At 55.0% G+C, this 22,496-nt stretch carries 22 protein-coding genes; 12 read left to right on the forward strand and 10 right to left on the reverse strand.

Annotated features, from left to right (window positions below; all coding sequences use genetic code 11):
- Positions 1-6: 6 nt before the first annotated feature.
- Genes H4F65_RS03540 through sctU form a run of 9 tightly spaced genes read left to right on the forward strand, consistent with a single transcriptional unit; the run spans position 7 to position 7,238 of the window.
- A complete protein-coding gene (locus H4F65_RS03540) occupies positions 7-942 on the forward strand; it encodes an FHA domain-containing protein (protein ID WP_010681688.1) in 936 nt (311 codons plus the stop codon).
- Positions 942-2,309, forward strand: a complete 1,368-nt coding sequence (sctN, locus tag H4F65_RS03545; RefSeq protein ID WP_010681687.1) for a type III secretion system ATPase SctN — start codon at positions 942-944, stop codon at positions 2,307-2,309. The genes H4F65_RS03540 and sctN overlap by 1 nt, the downstream gene beginning before the upstream one ends.
- On the forward strand, positions 2,299-2,736 hold the full coding sequence (locus H4F65_RS03550; RefSeq protein WP_010681686.1) for a hypothetical protein: 438 nt from the start codon (positions 2,299-2,301) through the stop codon (positions 2,734-2,736). The genes sctN and H4F65_RS03550 overlap by 11 nt, the downstream gene beginning before the upstream one ends.
- On the forward strand, positions 2,733-3,266 hold the full coding sequence (locus H4F65_RS03555) for a type III secretion system HrpP C-terminal domain-containing protein (RefSeq protein WP_010681685.1): 534 nt from the start codon (positions 2,733-2,735) through the stop codon (positions 3,264-3,266). The genes H4F65_RS03550 and H4F65_RS03555 overlap by 4 nt, the downstream gene beginning before the upstream one ends.
- Positions 3,263-4,420 carry a type III secretion system cytoplasmic ring protein SctQ gene (gene sctQ / locus H4F65_RS03560; RefSeq protein ID WP_010681684.1) on the forward strand — a complete coding sequence of 386 codons (1,158 nt, stop codon included), beginning with the start codon at positions 3,263-3,265 and terminating at the stop codon, positions 4,418-4,420. Before H4F65_RS03555 ends, sctQ begins: the two co-directional genes overlap by 4 nt.
- Positions 4,417-5,070 carry a type III secretion system export apparatus subunit SctR gene (sctR, locus tag H4F65_RS03565; protein WP_010681683.1) on the forward strand — a complete coding sequence of 218 codons (654 nt, stop codon included), beginning with the start codon at positions 4,417-4,419 and terminating at the stop codon, positions 5,068-5,070. Before sctQ ends, sctR begins: the two co-directional genes overlap by 4 nt.
- Positions 5,071-5,077: 7 nt before the next feature.
- Positions 5,078-5,338 carry a type III secretion system export apparatus subunit SctS gene (gene sctS, locus H4F65_RS03570; RefSeq protein WP_010302163.1) on the forward strand — a complete coding sequence of 87 codons (261 nt, stop codon included), beginning with the start codon at positions 5,078-5,080 and terminating at the stop codon, positions 5,336-5,338.
- 6 nt (positions 5,339-5,344) lie between these two features.
- Positions 5,345-6,148 carry a type III secretion system export apparatus subunit SctT gene (gene sctT / locus H4F65_RS03575; protein ID WP_010681682.1) on the forward strand — a complete coding sequence of 268 codons (804 nt, stop codon included), beginning with the start codon at positions 5,345-5,347 and terminating at the stop codon, positions 6,146-6,148.
- Between the two features lie 10 nt (positions 6,149-6,158).
- Positions 6,159-7,238: a type III secretion system export apparatus subunit SctU gene (gene sctU, locus H4F65_RS03580; protein WP_010681681.1), complete on the forward strand. Its 1,080-nt coding sequence runs from the start codon at positions 6,159-6,161 to the stop codon at positions 7,236-7,238.
- A 10-nt stretch (positions 7,239-7,248) separates the two neighbouring features.
- Here the strand turns inward: sctU and H4F65_RS03585 are convergent, their stop codons facing one another.
- Positions 7,249-8,175: a LysR family transcriptional regulator gene (locus tag H4F65_RS03585; RefSeq protein WP_010681680.1), complete on the reverse strand. Its 927-nt coding sequence runs from the start codon at positions 8,173-8,175 to the stop codon at positions 7,249-7,251.
- A gap of 142 nt (positions 8,176-8,317) precedes the next feature.
- On the opposite strand from H4F65_RS03585, the gene H4F65_RS03590 reads away from it, so the two are divergent.
- Positions 8,318-9,718 carry a M20 family metallopeptidase gene (locus H4F65_RS03590; protein ID WP_010681679.1) on the forward strand — a complete coding sequence of 467 codons (1,401 nt, stop codon included), beginning with the start codon at positions 8,318-8,320 and terminating at the stop codon, positions 9,716-9,718.
- Positions 9,719-9,816: 98 nt separating this feature from the next.
- On the opposite strand, the gene H4F65_RS03595 is transcribed toward H4F65_RS03590, so the two are convergent.
- From H4F65_RS03595 to H4F65_RS03615, 5 genes are all read right to left on the reverse strand, one after another.
- Positions 9,817-10,107 (reverse strand): Bor/Iss family lipoprotein, encoded by a 291-nt coding sequence (locus tag H4F65_RS03595; protein ID WP_010681678.1) that lies wholly within the window; start codon positions 10,105-10,107, stop codon positions 9,817-9,819.
- 198 nt (positions 10,108-10,305) lie between these two features.
- The gene (locus H4F65_RS03600; RefSeq protein ID WP_010681677.1) at positions 10,306-11,115 is read right to left on the reverse strand and encodes a MetQ/NlpA family ABC transporter substrate-binding protein; all 810 of its coding nucleotides are present in this window, start codon (positions 11,113-11,115) and stop codon (positions 10,306-10,308) included.
- Positions 11,116-11,402: 287 nt separating this feature from the next.
- Complete coding sequence (gene menC / locus H4F65_RS03605; protein ID WP_039319844.1) at positions 11,403-12,515, reverse strand: o-succinylbenzoate synthase; 1,113 nt, start codon at positions 12,513-12,515, stop codon at positions 11,403-11,405.
- Between the two features lie 41 nt (positions 12,516-12,556).
- Complete coding sequence (locus H4F65_RS03610; protein WP_010681674.1) at positions 12,557-13,216, reverse strand: methionine ABC transporter permease; 660 nt, start codon at positions 13,214-13,216, stop codon at positions 12,557-12,559.
- Positions 13,209-14,231, reverse strand: a complete 1,023-nt coding sequence (locus H4F65_RS03615) for a methionine ABC transporter ATP-binding protein (protein WP_010681673.1) — start codon at positions 14,229-14,231, stop codon at positions 13,209-13,211. The genes H4F65_RS03610 and H4F65_RS03615 overlap by 8 nt, the downstream gene beginning before the upstream one ends.
- A gap of 603 nt (positions 14,232-14,834) precedes the next feature.
- Between H4F65_RS03615 and H4F65_RS03620 the strand changes: the two genes are divergently transcribed.
- Positions 14,835-16,124, forward strand: coding sequence for an acid phosphatase (locus H4F65_RS03620; RefSeq protein WP_010681672.1), 1,290 nt, complete (start codon positions 14,835-14,837; stop codon positions 16,122-16,124).
- Positions 16,125-16,522: 398 nt separating this feature from the next.
- Positions 16,523-18,049, forward strand: coding sequence for a methyl-accepting chemotaxis protein (locus tag H4F65_RS03625; RefSeq protein ID WP_010681670.1), 1,527 nt, complete (start codon positions 16,523-16,525; stop codon positions 18,047-18,049).
- Positions 18,050-18,083: 34 nt separating this feature from the next.
- Here the strand turns inward: H4F65_RS03625 and H4F65_RS03630 are convergent, their stop codons facing one another.
- From H4F65_RS03630 to H4F65_RS03645, 4 genes are all read right to left on the reverse strand, one after another.
- Complete coding sequence (locus H4F65_RS03630) at positions 18,084-19,385, reverse strand: aspartate aminotransferase family protein (protein WP_010681669.1); 1,302 nt, start codon at positions 19,383-19,385, stop codon at positions 18,084-18,086.
- On the reverse strand, positions 19,382-20,506 hold the full coding sequence (locus H4F65_RS03635) for a phosphotransferase (protein WP_039319839.1): 1,125 nt from the start codon (positions 20,504-20,506) through the stop codon (positions 19,382-19,384). Before H4F65_RS03635 ends, H4F65_RS03630 begins: the two co-directional genes overlap by 4 nt.
- A complete protein-coding gene (locus H4F65_RS03640) occupies positions 20,499-21,233 on the reverse strand; it encodes an SDR family NAD(P)-dependent oxidoreductase (RefSeq protein ID WP_010276956.1) in 735 nt (244 codons plus the stop codon). Before H4F65_RS03640 ends, H4F65_RS03635 begins: the two co-directional genes overlap by 8 nt.
- 420 nt (positions 21,234-21,653) lie before the next feature.
- A complete protein-coding gene (locus tag H4F65_RS03645; protein WP_010276953.1) occupies positions 21,654-22,472 on the reverse strand; it encodes an ABC transporter permease in 819 nt (272 codons plus the stop codon).
- Positions 22,473-22,496 lie beyond the last annotated feature (24 nt).

Here is a 22,496-nt window from a genome sequence, read left to right on the forward strand (position 1 = left end):
CACACCATGTTTGAATTACGCGTGCTGACTGGTTTACATCGCGGTGCAGCGCTGCCGCTCTGTGGAAACGCCTGGCGTATCGGTGCAGCCGATGATGCCGATCTCGTGCTCTACGATCCCGGCATTGCGCCTTATCACGGCCAGTTGGAGAAGACCGCTGGCGGCTGGGCGCTCAGCGCACAGGATGGCGCGTTGTGCAACGCGGAAGGCCATACCGTCGAGCAGATTGACGCCCTACCGCCCGGCACCCCGTTTGCGCTGGGGCAGATTTGGCTCTGCATCGTCGCAGCCGATACGCCCTGGCCTGACGACAACGAAACGCCTCCGACTGCGGAAGAGAATGTTCTTCCTGCGGAGATGCCTGTCGAGGAACCGCCGCACCATACTGCTACGCCGATTCCTGCGCCTGCCCCCGCACCGCGCCTGCCGCTGTGGGCCAAAGCCAGTTACCTGCTGCTTGGCGCGTTGCTGCTGGTGATGGTGGGCAGTTGGCAGCTACAGGAGAGCGTCGCGATGCCTGCCGCCCCATCGCCGCAGGATACCCGCAAGCCGCTCGGCACCCTGCCACAGCTGGAGAGCACGCTGCGCATCATGTTGCAGGAGCGGGAACTGAGCGCGGCCGTGAAAGTGGCGGCGTATCAGGATCGCGTCACACTCACCGGACAATTAACGCCAAACGATCAAAAAAAGCTGGAACGGATGCTCGCCCAACTCCACCAACGTTATAGAACCGCGCTATCCGTGGATAACCGCACGCAGCTAAAAACAGAGCAACTGCCGTTTCAGATCGTTCAGGTAACCAGCGGGTCACGCGCCAACGTCGTCACGGCGGACGGTCAGCGCTTTTTCATCGGTGATGAGATCGACAACCTGCGTCTGGTGAGAATTGACGAGCACCAGATTGAATTCAGTGGCAGACAACAGATAACGGTGAACTGGTAATGCAGACACAACCTTCTTCTTTTCCGCTGCTCGACCAGTGGGTCACACAGCAGCGCCAGCATTTGGCAGCCTATGCGCCCGTGGAGAAAAAAGGCCGCGTCATGGCCGTCAGCGGCATCCTGCTGGAGTGCAGCCTGCCGCAGGCACGCATTGGCGATCTGTGCTGGGTAGCCCGTCAGGATGACAGCCAGATGATGGCCGAAGTCGTGGGATTTAGCCCAGACAACACCTTTCTCTCCGCGCTCGGCGCGCTGGACGGCATCGCACAAGGGGCCACCGTGACGCCGCTCTATCAGCCGCACTGCATTCAGGTGTCGGAACGTTTGCTGGGCAGCGTACTGGACGGATTTGGTCGGGCGCTGGAAGACGGCGGCGAGAGCGCGTTTGTCGAACCGGGTCAGGCTTCCGGCCGCACGCAGCCGGTGCTGGGCGATGCCCCACCGCCCACCTCCCGACCGCGCATCAGCCAGCCGCTCCCCACCGGATTACGCGCCGTCGATGGCCTGTTAACCATCGGTCAAGGGCAGCGCGTCGGTATTTTCGCCGGGGCGGGCTGCGGTAAGACCACGCTGCTGGCCGAACTGGCGCGTAATACGCCATGCGACGCCATCGTTTTCGGGTTGATTGGCGAACGCGGTCGCGAACTGCGCGAGTTTCTCGATCACGAACTGGACGATGAACTGCGCAGCCGCACCGTGCTGGTGTGTTCCACCTCCGACCGCAGCAGCATGGAACGCGCCCGTGCGGCGTTCACCGCCACCGCTATCGCCGAGGCTTACCGCGCCGAAGGCCGTCAGGTGCTGCTGATTATTGATTCCCTGACGCGTTTCGCCCGCGCCCAGCGCGAAATTGGTCTGGCGCTCGGGGAACCACAAGGGCGCGGCGGGCTGCCGCCGTCGGTCTATACGCTGCTGCCGCGCTTGGTCGAACGCGCCGGACAAACGGAAGACGGTGCCATTACCGCGCTCTATTCCGTGCTGATCGAACAGGATTCCATGAACGATCCGGTTGCCGACGAAGTGCGTTCGCTGATTGACGGGCACATCGTGCTCGCCCGACGGCTGGCGGAACAGGGGCACTATCCGGCTATCGACGTGCTGGCCAGCCTGAGCCGCACCATGAGTAACGTCGTGGATACCGATCACACTCGCAACGCGGGCGGCGTACGGCGTCTGATGGCGGCGTACAAACAGGTCGAGATGCTGATTCGCCTGGGCGAATACCAGCCCGGCCATGACGTGCTAACCGATTCTGCGGTCAACGCACAGGCAGAAATCACCCAGTTTCTGCGTCAGTCAATGCGTGAACCGATGCCGTATGGCGTGATTCAACAACAGCTCGCCGGAGTCAGCCGCTATGTCCCATAACACCGAACGCGATGCCGAATTACAGACCGTATTGAACCTGCTGATGCCGATACGCCGCCAGCGCTTAAGCCGCAGCGAGCGTCAGCAGCGGCAGGAAGAACAGCAGTTGATCCGCATTGCGGAACAGCAACGCCGTCATCAGCAGCAAGTTGAGGCGCTGCGACAGGCCAGTCAGACGCAGCGCGACCAGTTTGCCCGAGACACTCAGGGGCAATGCCAAACGCTGGAAAACCTGAAAAAAAACCTTGCTGCCGAACAGCGTTTACTCGGCGAAATCGCGACAGAAACGCAGCAGGTGCAGGCCACACAGCAGCAGCACCGCGATCAGCAGCGTCAGGTTGATCACGCCCGAGATGCCACTCGCCAATGTCAGAAGGCGGTGGAGAAACTGGAATATCTGCTTACGTTACCTCAGGAGCACGTATGAATAACCGACAGATTGCGTCATCCGAGTCCAAGGCGACGCAGAATGCGCAGGCCGTGCTGCACGGCAAGTCCTCGCGCGCAGACCATTCGCAACCCGATCCACAGCATAGGGATTTCTGGGAAGCCTTCACGTTTTCGGACGGCTTTGAAGACGCGTTCTATCAGGACGCGTCTTTCGCCTTAGCGCCGGGCGGCTCCGTCAATGCCCCGCAGCCGTTGCAGAGTGAGGCACCGGACAGCCCACAATATGTGACACCGTCACAGTGGCAGCCGCTGCAATGTGAGCTGATTGAAGCGATGGACAACATCTGCGCCCCGCCGTTTTCCTTCAGTCTACAGCTGCCGCAGTTGGGCGATATTGATGCGCGGTTAGCCGCACTGGTGCCGCGCGGCTGGGATATTTCCCTGCGCTTCAGCCGGGAAAGCTACCACCAGTTAAAAGATCGGCGCGAAGCCTGCCGTCATTCGCTCTCCAGTGCGTTGGACTGCCCGATAAACCTGCGTTTTGACGCCAGAGAGTATGAGCGATGAGTCCAAATTCCCCACACATTCGACAGCTGACACTGCCGACCTTGAGCGCACAGCACGCCCGCATCCGCTCGATGCTGGCCACTGGACTCGTGCTGCCGTTTACCCGCGACGGACTGGCTGGCCGCCTGCACCTTCAGCTGGCGAACGCACGCGGACAGGCAGAGGCATCGTTCACCGCACAGGCCAGCCGTTGGCGTAGCGACATCGGCAATATCTCTCTGACCGATCCGTTTCCCGTGCTCAGCCTGCTGTCGGACTGCCCGCTGCTACCGCTCTCTGAAGACGATGACGCGGCACAGGAGTGGTACTGGACGCTCTACAACCAGTCGCTTAACCCCGTCCTGCGGGCGCTGGTCGGGGAAATTTACCCGCTGGGTCGTTCTCAGAAAGAGCAGGATTCAGCAGAGCAACACGACAACGATGCGCTACTCTGCGCCTGGCTCAGCGTGAACTGGAACGGCATAACCGTGCGCAGCCGGATGCAGGCCACTGACGCCGTCTGGCTGACGCTATTTTCCCGCGCAGACTGGCACCGCCAGCGTCGCGCACTACCCGCAGGAATGGCTATCGCTATTCCGCTCACGCTGGCTGATGCAGTGCTGCCGCTGTCCGCGTTATGTCGTTTGCATCCGGGCGATCTTATTCTGCCCAATCGCCCGTGGTTTACCCCCTCTGGTGAGGGGACGCTGTCAGCCGGCACGCTGCGACTGCGCGGCACGCTACAGCTAACGGAACTCGCCCCCTACACCTTTACCGTTACCGACATGGAGACTGTCTCAATGCCCCCGTCCGCTACCGACACGATGTTCGCCGATCCCCACTCAGAGGTCTCAGCCCTTGAATTCACATCAATGCGTGACAACGTCACTGAGAGCTTACCACCGCTACCGGTCACCTTACACCTTCGCTGCGGCAGCCTGACAATGACGCTGGCTGAATTGCAGCATCTTGCCAGCGGGAGCGTGCTGACGCTGCGCGACGTAGTGCCGGGACAAGCCTGGCTGTATCACGGCGATATCGCACTGGCGAGCGGCGATCTGGTCGATGTGGAAGGCCGGCTGGGGCTACAGATTACCCAGCGTTTTTCCTCGCCGACGCCAATACTGCCGATAGCGGATGAAGAACACGCCGCCGAACCGGAGCTGGCACCATGACCTCCGGCGCATTCGACCCCTTGATGTTTGCGCTCTTTCTGGGCGCACTCTCCCTGATTCCGTTGATGATGATTGTCTGCACCTGCTTTCTGAAGATTGCGATTGTGCTGCTGATCACCCGCAACGCCATCGGGGTACAGCAGGTGCCGCCCAATATGGCGCTGTACGGCATCGCACTCGCGGCGACGCTGTTTGTGATGGCACCGGTGTTTCAGGACATCAGCAAACGCGTGCAGGAAAAGCCGCTGGATATGACCGACATCACGTCGCTTCAGGCCAGCGTGACCTACGGACTGGAACCGCTGCAAACCTTTATGTCACGCAACGTTGACCCCGATATCCTCACCCACCTGCATGAGAACAGCCTGCAAATGTGGCCTGCGTCGCTATCCGAAAAGGTAAACACGCAAAATCTGCTGTTGGTAATTCCGGCTTTTGTGCTGTCGGAGCTACAGGCTGGGTTCAAAATCGGCTTCCTGATCTATATCCCATTTATCGTCATCGACCTCATCGTCTCCAACGTGCTGCTGGCGCTGGGGATGCAGATGGTCGCGCCGATGACGCTCTCGTTGCCGTTAAAGCTTCTGCTGTTCGTGCTGGTCAACGGCTGGACGCGGCTGCTGGACGGCCTGTTCTACAGCTACCTGTGAGGCCGCGATGGAAATAATCACGCTTTTCCGTCAGGCCATGGTGATGGTCGTGCTGCTCTCTGCGCCGCCGCTGCTGGTTGCGGTGATTGTCGGCGTGCTGATTTCGCTGCTACAGGCGGTGATGCAGTTGCAGGATCAGACACTGCCTTTTGCCGTCAAACTGATTTCCGTCGGGCTGGCGCTGGCGCTCTGCGGACGCTGGATTGGCGTAGAGCTGATGCAGTTGGCTATCACCGCATTCAACATGATTGCGCACACCGGAGTATAAATCCGCATGATCGCCACCATTCAGCACGTTTACGACTTTATCATTGCCATTACACTCGGCATCGCCCGACTGTATCCCTGCTTTATTTTGGTGCCGGTTTTTTCACTCAACGTGTTGAAAGGCATGACGCGCAACGCCGTGGTGATTTCCCTGACGCTGCTGCCCGCCCCCATCGTGCAGCAACAGCTTCTGCTGACGCCACTGTCCTGGCCGATGCTACCCGGCCTGTTGCTGAAAGAGGTTATTGTCGGGCTCCTCATCGCGTTGATTTTGGCAATGCCGTTCTGGCTGTTTGAATCTGTCGGTGCCCTGTTTGATAACCAGCGCGGTGCGCTCATGGGCGGTCAGCTCAACCCCGCGCTGGGCTCGGACGCCACGCCGCTCGGCCATCTGCTGAAACAGACGCTGATTCTGCTGTTGATTATCGGTATTGGCCTGAAAGGGCTGACGCAGCTGATTTGGGACAGCTACCACATCTGGCCGGTGCTGTCGTGGCTGCCCGCGCCGGGCGAGCAAGGCTTTGAGGTGTATCTCAGCTTGCTGGCCGACACCTTCACCCATCTTGTGGTGTACGCCGGGCCGCTGGTCGCGCTGCTGCTGCTGTTGGAGTTCAGCATTGCGCTACTCAGCCTGTATAGCCCGCAGCTCCAGGTATTCGTCCTGTCTATTCCGGCCAAATGTCTGGTGGGAATGGCATTTTTCATCATCTATCTGCCAGTGCTGCAATATTTAGGTGACCATAAACTTCAGGGGCTACCGGATCTCAAGCACCTGCTCCCACTGCTTTTTACGACATCAAACAGCGGATAAGGAAGAAGCGATGAGCGAGAAAACGGAAGAACCCACAGAGAAAAAGCTCGAAGATGCACGCCGTAAAGGAGAAGTCGGGCAAAGTCAGGATGTGCCCAAGCTGCTGATCTGCATCGGCCTGCTGGAGTGCGTACTGACGCTGGCGGACAGCACGATGGGGAAACTGCAAACGCTGGTACAACTGCCGCTGCAACGGCTGGATGCCCCGTTTGCGCAGGTGGCGAAAGAGGTGTTCCACGATGCCGCCGTGCTGGCGGGCACGCTCTGCCTATTAGCCGCCGCGATTGCCGTGCTGCTGCGGGTAGTCGGCGGCTGGCTCCAGTATGGTCCGCTGTTTGCACCCGAAGCGCTGAACCTCGATCTCAACCGCCTGAACCCGATCAACCAGTTCAAGCAGATGTTTTCGATGCGCAAGCTGGTAGAAATGCTGACCAATATCCTGAAAGCCGTGGTGATCGGGACCGTCTTTTATAAAGTGGTGGTGCCGGAGCTGGAAGCGCTGGTCGAACTGGCCTATGGCGATCTACACGGCTTCTGGCAAGGGGTTAAAGCGCTGCTGACGCGCATTGCCCGCACCACGCTAACGGCACTGCTGGTGCTGTCCGCACTGGATTTTGGTCTGCAAAAGTATTTCTTTCTCAAGCAGCAGCGCATGAGCCACGAGGATTTACGCAACGAGCACAAGGATTCCGAAGGCGATCCGCATATGAAAGGTCACCGCAAATCGCTGGCGCATGAACTGATGAACGAACCTGCTGCGCCGCGCCCTAAAGCCAAGGTCGAAGACGCCGATATGCTGCTGGTTAACCCGACGCACTATGCGGTGGGACTCTACTATCGTCCCGGTAAAACGCCGCTGCCGCGCATTTTATTCAAGGGGGAAGACAGCGCGGCGCGGGAACTTATTGCGCAGGCGCAAAAAGCAGATATTCCGGTGATTCGCTTTATCTGGCTGACCCGCACGCTGTATCGCACCACGCCGGAAGGCCACTACATTCCGCGCGAAACGCTTCAGGCCGTGGCGCAGGTTTATCGCGTCCTGCGCCAGCTCGAAGACGAGCAAAAACGCGACATTATTGAGATGGAGTGAAGGCAGATAGTTAGCTTTCCGCGATCTGACTCAGATAATACGCCTCCCCCTGACGCAGCTCCGCCATCATGAAATCAAGGAAAGCCTGTTGCTGCGGCGCGTGCGCTTTGCCTGCCAGCGTTTGGATTTGGAGCGAACGCTGGTCAAGTTGCTTAATATTCAGCGGTTTCAGGCTCATCGGTTCCTGTAAGCACTTATACATCACGGAATAGAAGCTACAGGCGGTGACCGCCCCCGGCGTGCTCATCGCATAGTAATAAAGCGTGGTGAAGTTGTTGCAGCACAGCGTCGGTTCCAGAAAGGTACCGTTCATGCGGCATGAGAGGTCAAACAGCTGCCGCAGCGTGGTCGAGGATTCCGGCAAGGCCAGTGGGAAAGGATGCAAATCCGCCAGTTGAATAGACTGCTGCGCCAGCGGGTGATCGTCAGACATCAGCAGCATCAGCGGCGCAGGCAACGCCAGTTCCACATTCACGCCCTGCTCAGGTGCCAGCGCAAACTGGAGCGCGATATCCACTTCACCATTGCGGATCATCTGGGACACCTGCATCGCCGAGTCCACTTTCAGCGCAAAGGTGGTATCCGGGTCATGCTGGCGAAAACGCGCAAATAGCGTCGGCAGCAGATCAAAGGCCATCCCTTCCGTGCAGCCGATGCGTAGCAGCGCCCGCCGGCTGGCTTTCAGCCCCTGAATCTCTGCTACGGCGGCATCCATATCCATCATGCTCTTACGCACGTGATTTTCCAGAATGCGTCCCGCATCGTTTAACACCATACCGCGCGCATGACGCTCGAACAGCGGCACGCCGATGCGTTCTTCCAGCCGCTGGATTTGGCGACTGATCGCAGAAACGGCCACAAACAGGTGCTGACTGGCGGCGCTGAGCGAACCGGTGGTGGCAACCACTAGAAAATAACGAATCTCGGAGCTGTGCATGGTGGCGTTCCTTTCAGACATCGCGGGGGATTCGCAGGTTTATATTAAAAGCAAAGCTTAATTGCAATTTTTATTATTGTTGCAAAGCTCGTTTTTTCTTTAAATATCGGTAACTTCGGCACATTATCCAGCAAGGAAAGGCATGACCAGCGCAGACCTTATTCGTATCGCCTGTGAACGTTTCGATCGCGGAGAATTTAAACAGACGCTGGCTCGGCGTATTGCCCACGCCAGCGAGAGCCAGAAAGCCGGTAACCATCCCGCGCTGAACGGCTATCTGACCGACGAAATCCAGCCCGCCTTGCAGGCGATGGGATTCAGCGTAAGGCTGATTGCCTCGCCAGATGAACGCCATCCCCCTTTTCTGCTGGCCGAACGCATTGAAGATCCCAGCCTGCCGACCGTGCTATCTTACGGCCACGGCGACGTGGTTTTTGGTGATGAAGAAAACTGGCGCGATGGGCTCAAACCCTGGGAATTGGTGGAAGAAGGCGACCACTGGTACGGACGCGGCAGCGCCGATAACAAAGGTCAGCACAGTATTAATCTGATGGCGCTGGAGCAGGTATTTCAGGCTCGTGGGCAGCGTTTAGGGTTCAACTGCAAACTGCTGTTCGAGATGGGGGAAGAAATTGGCTCACCGGGGCTGGCCGAACTGTGCCAACAGCACAAGCAGGCGCTGGCGGCCGATATCTTTATCGCCTCCGACGGGCCGCGTCTTAATGCAGAACGCCCGACGCTGTTCCTCGGCTCTCGCGGCTGCATCAATTTCCGTTTGCGCATCCAGGCACGCGATCAGGCATACCACTCTGGCAACTGGGGCGGATTGCTGAGCAATCCGGGCACTCAGTTGGCGAACGCCGTAGCAAGTCTGGTTGATGGACAAGGACGGATGAAAATCGACGCCCTGCTGCCACCTCGGCTAACACCGGCGCTGCGCGAAATCCTCAGCACAATCGACCCCGCCGGCAGCGAGGGCGATCCAGCGATTGATGAAAACTGGGGCGAAGACGGTCTCACGCCTGCCGAACGGCTATTTGGCTGGAACACGCTGGAAGTACTGTCGTTTATTACCGGTAACCCAAACAAGCCGGTGAATGCGATTCCCGCCGACGCCACGGCGATTTGCCAACTGCGCTTTGTGGTCGGCACCGACTGGCAGCATCTGGCGCAACATGTGCGTCAACATCTCGACCAGCACGGCTTTACGCAGGTGGACGTTGAGGTGCTTAACATCTCTCCGGCGACGCGCTTTAACCCTGAAGATCCGCTGGTGAACTGGACGCTGGCACTGATACAACATATCAGCGGCAAACAGCCCGCGCTGTTACCGAATTTGGGCGGATCGCTGCCCAATGACGTTTTTGCCGATATCCTCGGCCTGCCGACGCTGTGGATCCCCCACTCCTATCCGGCATGCGGTCAGCACGCGGTCAACGAACACCTGCTGAAATCCGTCGCCCGCGAAGGGTTAGCGATCATGACCGGCCTGTTTTGGGAACTGGGGGAGCAAGGCAGCCCGCTGTTGACACAGCAACAGTAACACTCCCTGTCATGACTAAACGACATGAAAAAGCCATCTCAATAGGAGATGGCTTTATCGTAAGACAGCCTTATATTCTATTAAATACAGGCTTTAGTTTAGAGTGAGCAATAAACGCGGGCTTCTCTAGGTGTATAAATCCCGAACGTTACCAGCCCAAGCAGGCCGTTAACAAAGGTCTGCTGTGTTTCGGTGCGAACAACTTTATCAGAACCACCACATACAGCCGCAGCATCAATCGTTTTCTTCTGACCAATACCAGAAACGAAGAAGTGATGCGTTGTCACCTGTTTAGGTGTTGCAACAGACTCATTCTTTACTGTAAAGGTTTGTTGAGCACATCCCGTCAGTACCAGCGCCAATACGGCTGTAGAAAGTATTTTTTTCATCGAACCCTCGTTGTGTTTGTGTCGTCTTAATAACTCTTACAAAGAATGGCATTTATACAAAAAAATACAATACTTGAAATATTTTTATCTTTACGCTAACAAAGAATGTTAGCAGACGGCAATTTGCTGATTGTTACAAGTGTCAGTGAAGGAGCCAGTGGCCTACGGCAATAGGTCACTGGCGGTTTGAAAGAGGGATTACTTCTTCATCCACTCCGGCTTTTGGAACGCGTGGAACATTGAGTTTTTATCCTCAAAGAACGCTGCGAATTCCGGGGATTGAACGGCGGCTTTCAGATCTTGAGCAAATGGTTTGTCGGCATCTTCCGCACGCACAACGATCATGTTTTTCAGGTCTTCCGGCAGCACATCCAGTTGAATCGCGTCAGACAGGTTCAGGCCAGCAGAAATCGCGAAGTTGGCGTTAATCAGCGAGCCAGTTACGCCGCCCAAAGCACGCGGCAGCTGCGCCGCTTCCAGCGGTTTAAACACCAGCCCTTTCGGATTTTCCGTGATATCACGCAGCGAGGCTTTGGTCGGCGTAATGTCTGGATTGATCTTGATCAGGCCGTATTTTTGCAGGAAATCCAGCGAACGTGCCAGGTTTGACGGATCGTTTGGCAGCGTCACGATATCGCCCGCTTTCAGCTCATCCAACGAGCGCACTTTATTGGAGTAAAAGCCCATGCTGGCCGTCGGCACGGTGATCACTTCTGCCAGTTTCAACCCTTTATCCGCGCTGAAACGATCAAGATAGCGGCGGTTTTGGAACAGGTTGGCGTCGATACTCTTGTTCGACAGCGCCAGATTCGGCTGGATGTAGTCGCTGAATTCGCGCACTTTTACCTCGTAGCCTTTTTTCACCATTTCCGGCTTAATCGCTTTCGTGACCATATCGCCATACGGCCCCGGCGAGACGCCGATGGTGATTTCTTTGCCTGAATCTGCTGCGTAAGCCTGAGAGATGCCCAATGCCAGCATGAGTGGAATGAGTTTTTTCAATCGCATCGTCGCGTTCCTGTCTGTCCGATTTAGTCAGTCTTCGCCGTTTTGCTAACGGCATTCTCGTTATGTTGGGCGTCTGTAGCCACGGTTAAGATCGAGATACCGGGAGCGACCACGGTGCGAGGCATCCCTGCGGGAACCTCATCACCGTGTTTCTCCCTAAATCTATACCTTACACGCGATGCAACATCGCTCATTATTTTTCTCTATTTTTATAACGTTATTCCCTGGTGTTGGATAACGTTTTACTGCTCACATGCCTTACTAAAAAAGGCTTACTCAATAATCAGTTAAAACAAAAAGGTTTCCTGCCCGTAGCAATATTTGTCGTATAGCTCAGGGTTAATTTCGAAGCCAATTCCCGGTTTATTTGGCACGGCGACGCAGCTGTCTTTGTCTAATTCGACAAACGGCAGCATGAAGTCTTCATGCCAATAGCGGGAAGATGGCGGGATATCGTGCGCGTAGATAAAGTTCGGCAGCGTGGATACCGCGATGTTGTGTGCTTTACCGACCGCCGTATCCAGCATACCGCCGCACCACACCGGAATATTGTGCGCCTGACAGTAGTCATGAATCAGCTTGGTTTCGGTAATGCCGCCCACGCGCGCGACTTTAATATTGATGATTTTGGCGCTGCCCAGTTCGATCGCCTTACGCGCATCCTCTACCGACGCAATGCTTTCATCCAGACAGATAGGTGTATTCACCGCCGCCTGAAGTTTACGGTGATCGATAATATCGTCGTGCGCCAGCGGCTGTTCAATCATCAGCAGATTGAATTGATCAATGCGCTTAAAGAAATCGATATCGTCCAGCGTGTAGGCTGAATTGGCATCCACCATCAGTGTGATATCACCAAATGCCTGACGCAGCGCCAGAATATAGTCGTAATCTTTTCCCGGCTTGATCTTTATTTTGATGCGCTTGTAGCCTTCATTCAGAAAATTATCGACCACACTGACTAATTTATCGGGCGTTTCCTGAATACCAATACTCACACCCGCTTCGACGTTATTCCGCACGCCGCCCAATAATTGATGCAGCGGTACGCCTTTTATCTTCGCGTAAGCATCCCAAATACCGCCTTCGATTGCCGCTTTAGCGCAGTTATTACGCTTTACCGGGGCGAAAATATCGCGCACCTGAGAAGGATGCTCTATATCTCCGACCTGCTTAATCATCGGGATCAGGAAGTCACGCATAATATGCCAGGCGGTGACGTTGGTTTCTTCGTTATAAAATGGCAGCGAAATTGCCGAGCAATCGCCGTAACCAATTTGTCCGCCCGCGTGTACTTCCGCGATGGAGAAATGCTTCTCCGTCTGCGTCGCAAAGCTGGTCGTAAATGGCGTTTTCAGCGCCATTTTCATTTTTCTTAATACAATTTTGTCTATTTTCATGACATCTCTCTGCTGCCCTGAATACCCTATTCTATCGTGGTTTAGCGGCGTTCGCGCTTATTCGCCCGGCGCGATAACATGTCGCCCAGCGTTTGCACGAGCTGCACCAACACCACCAGCGCAATCACGGTCACCACCATCACTTCGGTTTCATAACGGTAATAGCCGAAGCGAATCGCCAGATCGCCGACACCGCCGCCGCCAACAATCCCGGCCATCGCCGAGTAGCCAATCAGGCTGACCAGCGTGATCGTCAGGCCGCGTAATAATCCAGCCAGCGCTTCCGGTAACAGCACGGTCGCAATGATACGCGTCGGGCTAGCACCAAAGGCTTCCGCCGCTTCTACAATACCCGGATCGACTTCACGCAGCGCGGAATCCACCAGACGCGCATAAAAGGCAATCGCTGCGACGGACATCGGCACCGCCGCCGCAACTGGCCCAATTGTGTTCCCCAGCAGCAGCTGTGTTAATGGCAACAGCAGCACCAGCAGGATCACAAACGGGATCGAGCGGATGATATTCACCAGAATGGTCGAGACCAGATAGACAAAACGGTTCTGCCAGAATAAATGACGATCGGTCACATAAATCGCGATACCTAGCGGCAGGCCGAATATCACCGCACAGAGCGTTGAAATACACACCATCGTGAAGGTTTCACCGAAGGCGAAGATTAATTCACCGATTAACTCAGTCATTGATGACCTCCACCCCAAAGGTATTCTGTCGAATATAAGCAATAGCAGCGGCTAAATTATCCGCTGTCGGATCGTCACGGTATGAAATCTGAGCGATAATGTGCCCCAACGCGCGATCGTTAATGTATTCAATATTGCCGTGCAGAATATTGACCGATACCTGAAACTGCTGTGCCACGTCGGATAATATCGGTTGCTCTACCGAATCATCGGCGAAGAGTATTTTCAGCAAGACGCCTTTATTATTCTGCTTAAAGCGCTCAGGTAATTCGACCGGGCTGGTATGGCTAACTAGCTGTTTGGTGTAGGCGTGCTGCGGCGAGGAGAAAATCGTAAAGACGTCGCCCTCTTCCACAATATTTCCGCCCGTCATCACTGCCATGCGCTGACAAATACTTTTAATCACGCTCATCTCATGGGAAATAAGCACAATCGTGATACCTAACCGGACATTGATACTTTTCAATAGCGCCAAAATAGACGCCGACGTTTCCAAATCCAGCGCCGAGGTCGGTTCATCACACAACAGCACTTCAGGATGGTTGGCGATGGCGCGAGCGATGCCCACACGCTGCTTCTGCCCGCCGCTCAGCTGCGCCGGATAGGCTGTCCCTTTGTCCTGCAACCCGACCAGCGCCAGAATTTCCGGCACGCGTGAGGCAATCTCTTCTTTACTCTTCCCCGCCGCACGCAGGCTGAACGCCACGTTGTCATACACATTGCGGGTATGCATCAGATTAAAATGCTGGAATATCATCCCGATACGCTGCCGATGCTGACGCAGTTCGCGGCCGGACGCATCACTAATCAGCGTGTCGCCCAGAAACACGCGTCCCTCGGTTGGACGCTGCAATAGATTGATCGTCCGCAGCAGCGTACTTTTTCCTGCGCCGCTGGTGCCGACAATCCCAAAAACTTCACCCTGTTGAATGGTCAGGTTGACGTTGTTTACCGCCCTGGACTGTGCTGCTTTACCGGCGGGAAAATCAACGCTCACGTTTTCTAACCGAATCATTACCTGACTCACTCCTGCTGTTACAGACTATTTATCGACATACGCAAACGTATGCCTGTTTGATGTAAGAAAACCACTGTTCTTGGGTAAAACTACTGTTCGTAGGTGAACATTGTTTGTAGGTAAAACAGTATTCGTGGGTAAAATTATTTCGCATTAGTTGACGTTGAACCTATCCCACAGGACTGTTTCACTTGCCATTTTTAACAGGGGTAGGCTCGCCATCGCCTTTTTGCGCTGAGGAATAACCGGGCTATTTATGTCTATCATTTTTGTTATAATTAGATTAATTGCTTATAAATCAATTAAATATTAAAAAATAATCGTCTGTTTAAAGTAGAGAGAAATGAGCTTTGCGTCAATGATAAAAAAAGCAAATCACCTTTCTGTTTTTTAGAAACTCTTTTATGTCTTTTTCTTCTATATAGGTAACTACCGCCTCCGGTTATTCCCGTGGGGGATCACCGCGTCACCAAACATAACAAATCATGATAATGCGTTGATAAGCATCTCAAAATATATCCTGCAACATTACCATCACAATCAGCGCCTAGCCTGATCCCGCACCGACAAACGTTTTTCCTCCCAATTAAGGATGCCACCATGCGTTATCGTTCCACACTGCTGCCTGTTGTCAGTCTTTTCTTATTACCGCTTTCTGAGTTTGCAACGGCGTCTGAGCCGAATAGCGCGACGATCGGCACGATTGTCGATACCACTACGCAGGCCAATAACCGCCCTCAGGTTATTGAACTGGAGCAAAGCATTCAGTCCGCGCTGCGCAAAGCAATTCAGGGGGATGCGCCGACGCTTACTCGGGTACAGTTGGATCAGGCGAAACAAACGTCGCTGATGGCAGATACCGAGTGGCTAAACGCCAGCGGCTATGACTTCACCGTGAAGGCCAACCAGCAGGCCGGTATTGCTTTACTGGATTCTTTCTCACACCTTTCTACTGATGTATTACAGCAAAATACCGCTATTGTGACGCGCATTAACCGCGAAGCGACCAAGGGCCAACGCGAACAGGCACTCGTGGATGCCGAGGGTCAGGGATATCTCTACTATCTGGCTGATGCACTGGGCCCCAAACTCGGCCATGCATTTATCAGCGCTTATAATCGCGGTGAACTGCGCAAAGCAGCAGCCTTAATCAAGGCGTCTGAAGTCAGTACGTCCGCCGCTAAACAGCATTTCGACTATCCTCGCCCTTTCCTACAGCCGAATAACACCCTTCATCTGGTGCCGGATACCGCCGTGATTGGCGATAACAAACCCTACACCGCTTCCGGCGGCGCGTTTCCAAGCGGGCATACCAACACTGGTTACACTGATGCTCTGCTGTTAGCGGAAATGATCCCCGAGCGCTTCGTTCCGTTGATCGATCGTGGCGCGCGCTATGGCTATTCGCGCATCGTGTTGGGCGTGCATTATCCATTAGACGTGATGGGTTCGCGGATGCTTGCCGAGCGCAATGTGGCGCACTACCTCAACGATCCACAGTATCGTCGGCTGTTTGAACAGGCGAAGACGGAGCTGCGCAGCGCGTTAGAGAAAGCCTGTGGTACAACGTTGAGCGCCTGTGCCAAGAGTGATCCACAGGACGATCCCTATGCCGCGCCGGAAATGAAGACGTTTTATCGCTACACAATGACGTACGGCTTGCCAGCCCAACCTGGTGCGGTGTCTCCGGTTAGCATTCCCGAAGGTGCAGAAGTCCTGCTTGATCCCGTGCTTCCGCATCTCTCCGTTACCGAGCGCAGAAGCCTGATGGCGAAAACCGCGCTGGCTGACGGGTACCCGCTCTCCGGCGCACCGGGCGATAGAGGTCCACAGAATTTCTGGCAGCGCCTTAATCTGCATGACGCCGTGCAGTTAGCTCAGCATCGGTAACGGCTCGCCTCTTCCCCGCATTTTCCTGCGCGGGGAAGAAGGACATCACACGGTGGAATACTATTTGATCACGGAATTTTATTATCCTCACCGTGGTTTTGTTTCATTTTTTAAAAACTTACGCCTCTGGTTTTTTAAAAATCGGCAATTATGGCGTTACCTCAAATATTATTTCGATTAGTTAGCTGTAACGGTAAGTTTCCGGGCAGGATAATATTTTAATGACTACCACCCAAACAGCATAGAATGCCAACCGATTTGTAAATTAATGTAAATGAACGCTATCACAAGTCCCCTGATGCCATTTTTTAATTTTAGTTAGTCTCAACATAAATATTCTCTTTTTTCTGTCGATATAGGAATACCGCTCCTTATCTGGGAGTAATTTAGAGGTACTTATGAGCATTAAAATTAAATTAATTTCGGTTATGTTGTTAATGGCATTATTGCTTTTGATTGTCTCTCTTATCGGGCTGTTTGGCATGAACAACACTAACCAATCGATGAAAACCCTGTATCAGGATCGGCTGATAGCACTGGGTTATCTGGACAACATCACCAGACAGGTGAACACCGTGATGTTTGAAATCGCCAGCGTTGATCTCTCACAGCCAAACAATGTCAAAACCGGGTTGGAGCACATCGCAGATGCACAAAAAATTTATGATTCGCAATGGGATTTATACAGCAAGACGTATTTAACGGGCGATGAGAAATTATTAGAAGAACAATTTGCAATGTTATACAAGCAGTACAACGATAAAGTCGTTATTCCCGCCATTAATGCAATTAAGAAGAATGATAAAGATGCATTAGAATATATTATTAATCACACCTTAAAAAGCCAATACGCGCCGCTACAAAAGACTGCCGACCAGTTGATTAAATTACAATCTGATGTAGGCCAGGAACTCTACTCTGAATCACAACGTAGTTTCAGTAACATATTATTTTCCGTAGTGATTACCCTTCTGGTCGGGATAGTTATCGTTGCCTTATCCGGCTGGCGATTGATTATATCGATCGCCGTACCGATAAAAAATGCCGTGGATTTAGCCAAAAAAGTGGCAGATGGCGATCTGACACACCGTATCGCGATTACGTCGAACGATGAAATGGGACAGCTACAAACTGCACTGCGGGAAATGGTGCTGAACCTGACCGATATCGTTGAGCGCGTACACAGCAACGCCGATATTATTGCGACGGCATCCAGTCAGATCAGCAGCGGCAATATCGATCTCTCCTCTCGTACCGAGCAGCAGGCCAGTTCACTGGAAGAAACCGCGGCATCAATGGAACAGATGACCTCCTCGGTCAAACAGAATGCCACCCATGCTGCTCACGCCAGCCAGTTGGCAACCACCGCCTCACAGCGCGCGGTTGACGGCGGCAAGATGATGGGCGATGTGACATCCGTAATGCAGCAGATGGTGTCATCCGCAGAGAAAATCACCAATATCATCAGCGTGATCGACGGCATCGCGTTCCAGACCAACATCCTCGCGCTGAACGCCGCCGTGGAAGCCGCACGAGCGGGCGAACAGGGACGAGGCTTTGCGGTAGTCGCGGGCGAAGTTCGCACGCTGGCACAGCGCAGCGCCAACGCGGCGAAAGAGATCAAAGAACTGATCGGGACGTCCGTCGAACAGGCAAACCGTGGACACCATGCCGTCATCGACGCGGGCAGCACGATTCAAAGCGTGGTGGAAGACATCAAACGCGTGGCCTCGATCGTGACCGAAATCTCCACCGCCAGCAATGAACAAAGTCTGGGCATCGGGCAGATTAATACCGCGATTTCACAGATGGAAACGGTCACGCAGCAAAACGCCGCGCTGGTAAACGAAGCCGCCGCAGCCGCCAGTTCGCTGTCCGAACGTGCGGGTGAACTCAGCCATGCCGTTGCGGCGTTCCGTATCTAATCACCTTGCCTTTTCACGTCACCCGCACGATTGCTTATTCCCACGTGCGGGTGCCGATGACCTTTAACACGTCGCTCAATGTGGTTAAAAACACATCGGCGTGTTCTTCCTGAAACACCAGCGGCGGGCGAACTTTCAGCACGTTTGCCGCTGGCCCCGTCGCGCTGATCAGCACGCCGCGCTGACGCATAGCATTCACCACCTGCGATGCGAATTCAGTTGCCGGCGCTTTGCTTTCGCGATCGCTGACCAGATCTACGCCGATAAACAGACCGTAAGCCCGAATATCGCCAATCAGCGGGAAATCCTGCGCCAACTGCTGTAACCCTTGCCTCAGGTAATGACCCACGCGCTGGGCATTCTGCTGTAACTTTTCTTCCCGAATCACCCGCAACACCGCGTACGCCGCCTGACAAGACACCGGATTGCCGCCGAACGTATTGAAATAGCGGACATCTCGCCCGAATGCATCGAACAACGCGGAACGGCCAACCAATCCAGCAATCGGATGCCCGTTGCCCATTGGTTTCCCTAAACTCACCAGATCGGGGACAACACCGTGACGCGCAAAGCCCCACATTGATTCCCCGGTGCGCCCAAACCCCGGCTGCACTTCATCCGCGATAAACAGTCCGCCCGCCTGACGAACCAGCGCGGCTGCCTGCGCCATCTCGCCTTCCGGTGCGCAGAACACACCATCGCTGGAAAAAATCGTATCGATCAACAGCGCGGCAGGACGAATGCCTTCCTGCTGCATCTGCGCCAGCGCCTCACGAATACTGCGAAGAAATGCACCGGGCTGGCGATAGGTATCCGGCGGCTCGATCAGTTTCACGTGACTGCCGCGCGCCACGCCATCCCCCAGCGACGGCGACAGTTCTGCCAGCGCGCTGGTCACACCGTGATACGCCCAGCGTGTCACCAACACCCCCGTTCCCCCCGTCGCATGTCGGGCAATGCGCAATGCCAGATCGTTGGCTTCACTGCCGGTACAGGTCAGCATCACATTGTTCAACTCGGCAGGAAATTCACTCAGCAGATCTTCCGCGAAATCAATAATCGCAGGGTGCAGGTATCGCGTGTGGGTATTGAGCTGTGCGCTCTGTCGCGCCATCGCCTCAACCACTGCTGGATGGCAATGTCCGACCGAGGCCACATTGTTATAGACATCCAGATAGCGTTTCCCCTGATGATCGACCAGCCACACACCCTCGCCGCGTGCAACATGCAGGGGTTCTTCATAAAACAGGCGGTAGCCGCTGCCTAATACTCGCTGACGGCGCGCCAGCAACGCCTCTGTCGTGGTCATCTCAGGCGTGATTTCTCTCTGATTCATCGCGCGTTCTCCGGGCAAACCTGCTGTAGGCGAGTCACAAACTGGGTATGGGAATAGGTCGCGATGCGCTGCAAACTGTGCCAGCAGCGCGGCACATTGCGCAGCAGATATTCCCGATTGTCGGGATAGCGTGATGCCCGCCACTGCGCAATCGTCAGGGTCAGCGCCATGCGGGTCGCAATCAAATCCGGTAACAGTGCGATCTCCGCCGATGTCAGCGGTCTGTGCTGGTGATAGGCGGCAATAAACGGCACAACCTGTTCCAGCAGGTCCGCGCCATCGCCAATCTGGTACGCCAGCGCCGTCGCCACTTCGCAGATTAGCGGGGCAAAGACGGCATCGCCAAAATCGATAATGCCAGTGACCCGCGTCGGCGACGAACCGTCTACCAGCACGTTATGCGGGTTCAGATCGTTATGAATGACCTGGCGGCGTAGCATCGTCAATTCAGGCGCGACATGACTGTCATAACGGTCAAAAGTGCGCTGAAGATGCTGATACTGCTGTCGCTCAGGAACGAAATCGAGATAAGGACGCACCTGCTCTGCGCGGCTGATATCCCACAGTAGAGAGCGGTTCGCCGCCGGATGCGTAAAGCCGTGAAGCGCGTTGTCCAACTGCGCCAGCGTGCCGCCCAGTTGCGGCATCAGTGCCGTTGAAGGCGAAGCCAGATAGTGCGGCATGCCTGCGAGATAGCTCACCAACCGCACGCGCAGCGGTACGCCATCAATTTCAACCCACGTTTCTGGCAGACCCGCTGTTGTCGGCCTGATGCGCGGTACGGGCAATTCGGGTGCCTGCTGAGCAAGATGCAGTAGCAACGCGGTCTGAAAATCACTGACGTCGGGAGGCTCCGCCGCATTGATGACTTTCAGCATGTAGCGTTCATCGGGCGTGACCGTCAGGCAGAAATTCATATCACGCTCGCCCTGAAGCAGCGCCATCTGCCCAGACAAGCCATATTCTTGCTGCGCGATAGCCAATGCCTGCTGACAGGAAACCTGCGGGGCGGCCTGCATCATCAGCTCGTCACTATGCGGTGCAACGTCGGCAAACACCGGCTGATTGGACGCCTCGGAGGGAAACGTGGGAAAAAGTGCAGTGCGTCGTCCGTCAGACATGCTGCCCTCCGTTAACGTGGATTTCCGCGCCGTTGACATAAGAAGCCCCAGAAGTGCAGAGAAAATAGATCAGGCTTGCTACCTCTTCGGGTTTACCTAAACGCTGCATCGGCACCTGCCGCTCAATGATGTCGTCCGTGCCCGGTGACAGAATCGACGTTTCAATTTCCCCCGGCGCAATCGCATTCACGCGAACGCCGTGTGGACCAAAATCAAAGGCCATTTCCCGCGTTAGCGCGGACAACGCCGCTTTTGACGTGGCGTAAGCCACGCCGGCAAAGGGATGAACGCGCGATCCGGCAATCGAGGTCACATTAATCACACAGCCCTGTGATGCTTTTAGCTCGTCGAACAAGCCGTTTGCCAGCAGCGCGCAGGAAAACAGATTGACGTTGAAGACCCGCAGCCAGGTTGCATAGTCCGTGTCGCGCACGCCCAGACGCTGCCCGTCTGCCCCCTTTGGTGAAATCCCTGCGTTATCGACCAGCGCATCCAGCCGCCCGCCCAGCTTTTCTTTAATCAGCGGCAGCGTCTGTTGCAGACTGTCGATATCTTCCAGATCGAGATGAATGTGATTAAGCAATTTTTCCGCCCACGGGCACTCTTCAGCCCAGTTCTGGCGCGACGCGGTAAAGATTCGCCACCCCGCCGCGTGAAAATGCTTAACGGTGGCATGCCCGATTCCCCGGCTAGCGCCGGTCAGCAAGAGTGTTTTTTGCACTGTCATACCGAATCTCCTGAGCCTTTGTACGCGACACATCAAAATGGTGTTTGATGCATCATAAATTGAGTTTTAAAAAAAGCTGAAGGAATTTTCAGCAAAAAAGCGATTTTTCTCCTTGGCGTAAAATGATGCTGAAGAGACAACGTTTTCCCGGATGAGCAGCATGGATGCTGCGAAAGCCAGTGCCGCGTCGGGAACGCGTCACTGGCGGTCCGTCAGGAAAACGTTATCTCTGAAGGCACCGCGTAGCGGCATCATGAACCGCCAAAAAGCCAGGGTTCCAAGGGCGACGGCAACTGAGCCGCCCTTGGTCGTGCGCTCTACGGTGTAACGGGAGAAATAAGCTATCAACGCGCACGAAACAAACCACCAATACTAAACAAAGATTACGAGGCACATCCTAACGTGGTGCGATTCCCCACCTTAGCCCCCACTCCGTAAACGCTCCGAGCGACGGCGCAGGATTTCCATCACGATTAGCAAGACGAGCGCAGCACCGACCATCATGGTGGCGGCGGCGGCTATCGTCGGGTCGAGGTTTTCACGGATACCGGCAAACATCTGTAGCGGCAGCGTGCGCTGGCGCGGGCTGGCGAGGAACAGCGTGACGATCACCTCATCAAACGAGGTCGCGAAAGCAAAGAGCGCCCCAGAGAACACACCGGGTGCAATCAGCGGGAACGTTACCTTGCGAAAAGCCAGCAGCGGCGAAGCCCCCAGGCTGGCGGCAGCACGCGTCAGGTTGTGATCGTAGTTCTTCAATACCGCCGTGACCGTGATCACCACGAACGGCACGCCCAGCATCGCATGTGCCAACACCAACCCCAGATAGCTGTTCAGCAGCGACAGCTTGGCGAAGAAGAAAAACATCCCTACCGCGACAATCACCACTGGCGCAATCATCGGCGAAATCAGCACAGCCATCACCAGCGACTTCCCACGAAACTCACCGCGTACCAGCCCGACCGATGCCAGCACGCCGAGCACCGTCGCCAGCAGCGTGGCAAGCGGCGCAATCAGCAGGCTGTTGCCCAGCGCCCCCAGCCATTCGCTGGAGTTGAAAAATTCGCGATACCAGCGCAGAGAAAATCCCGTCAACGGATAGCTCAGAAACGAACCGGCATTAAATGAGAGCGGAACAATCACCAGCACGGGCACGATTAAAAACAACAGCATCGCCGCCCCGTAAAAATTAAAGAACGTGTTCCACAGACGGATCATCACTTCACCCTGCTGTCTCATGTGTTATCTCCCCAATATAAGGTG

The organism is Pectobacterium brasiliense, assembly GCF_016950255.1.
Lineage (GTDB): Bacteria > Pseudomonadota > Gammaproteobacteria > Enterobacterales > Enterobacteriaceae > Pectobacterium > Pectobacterium brasiliense.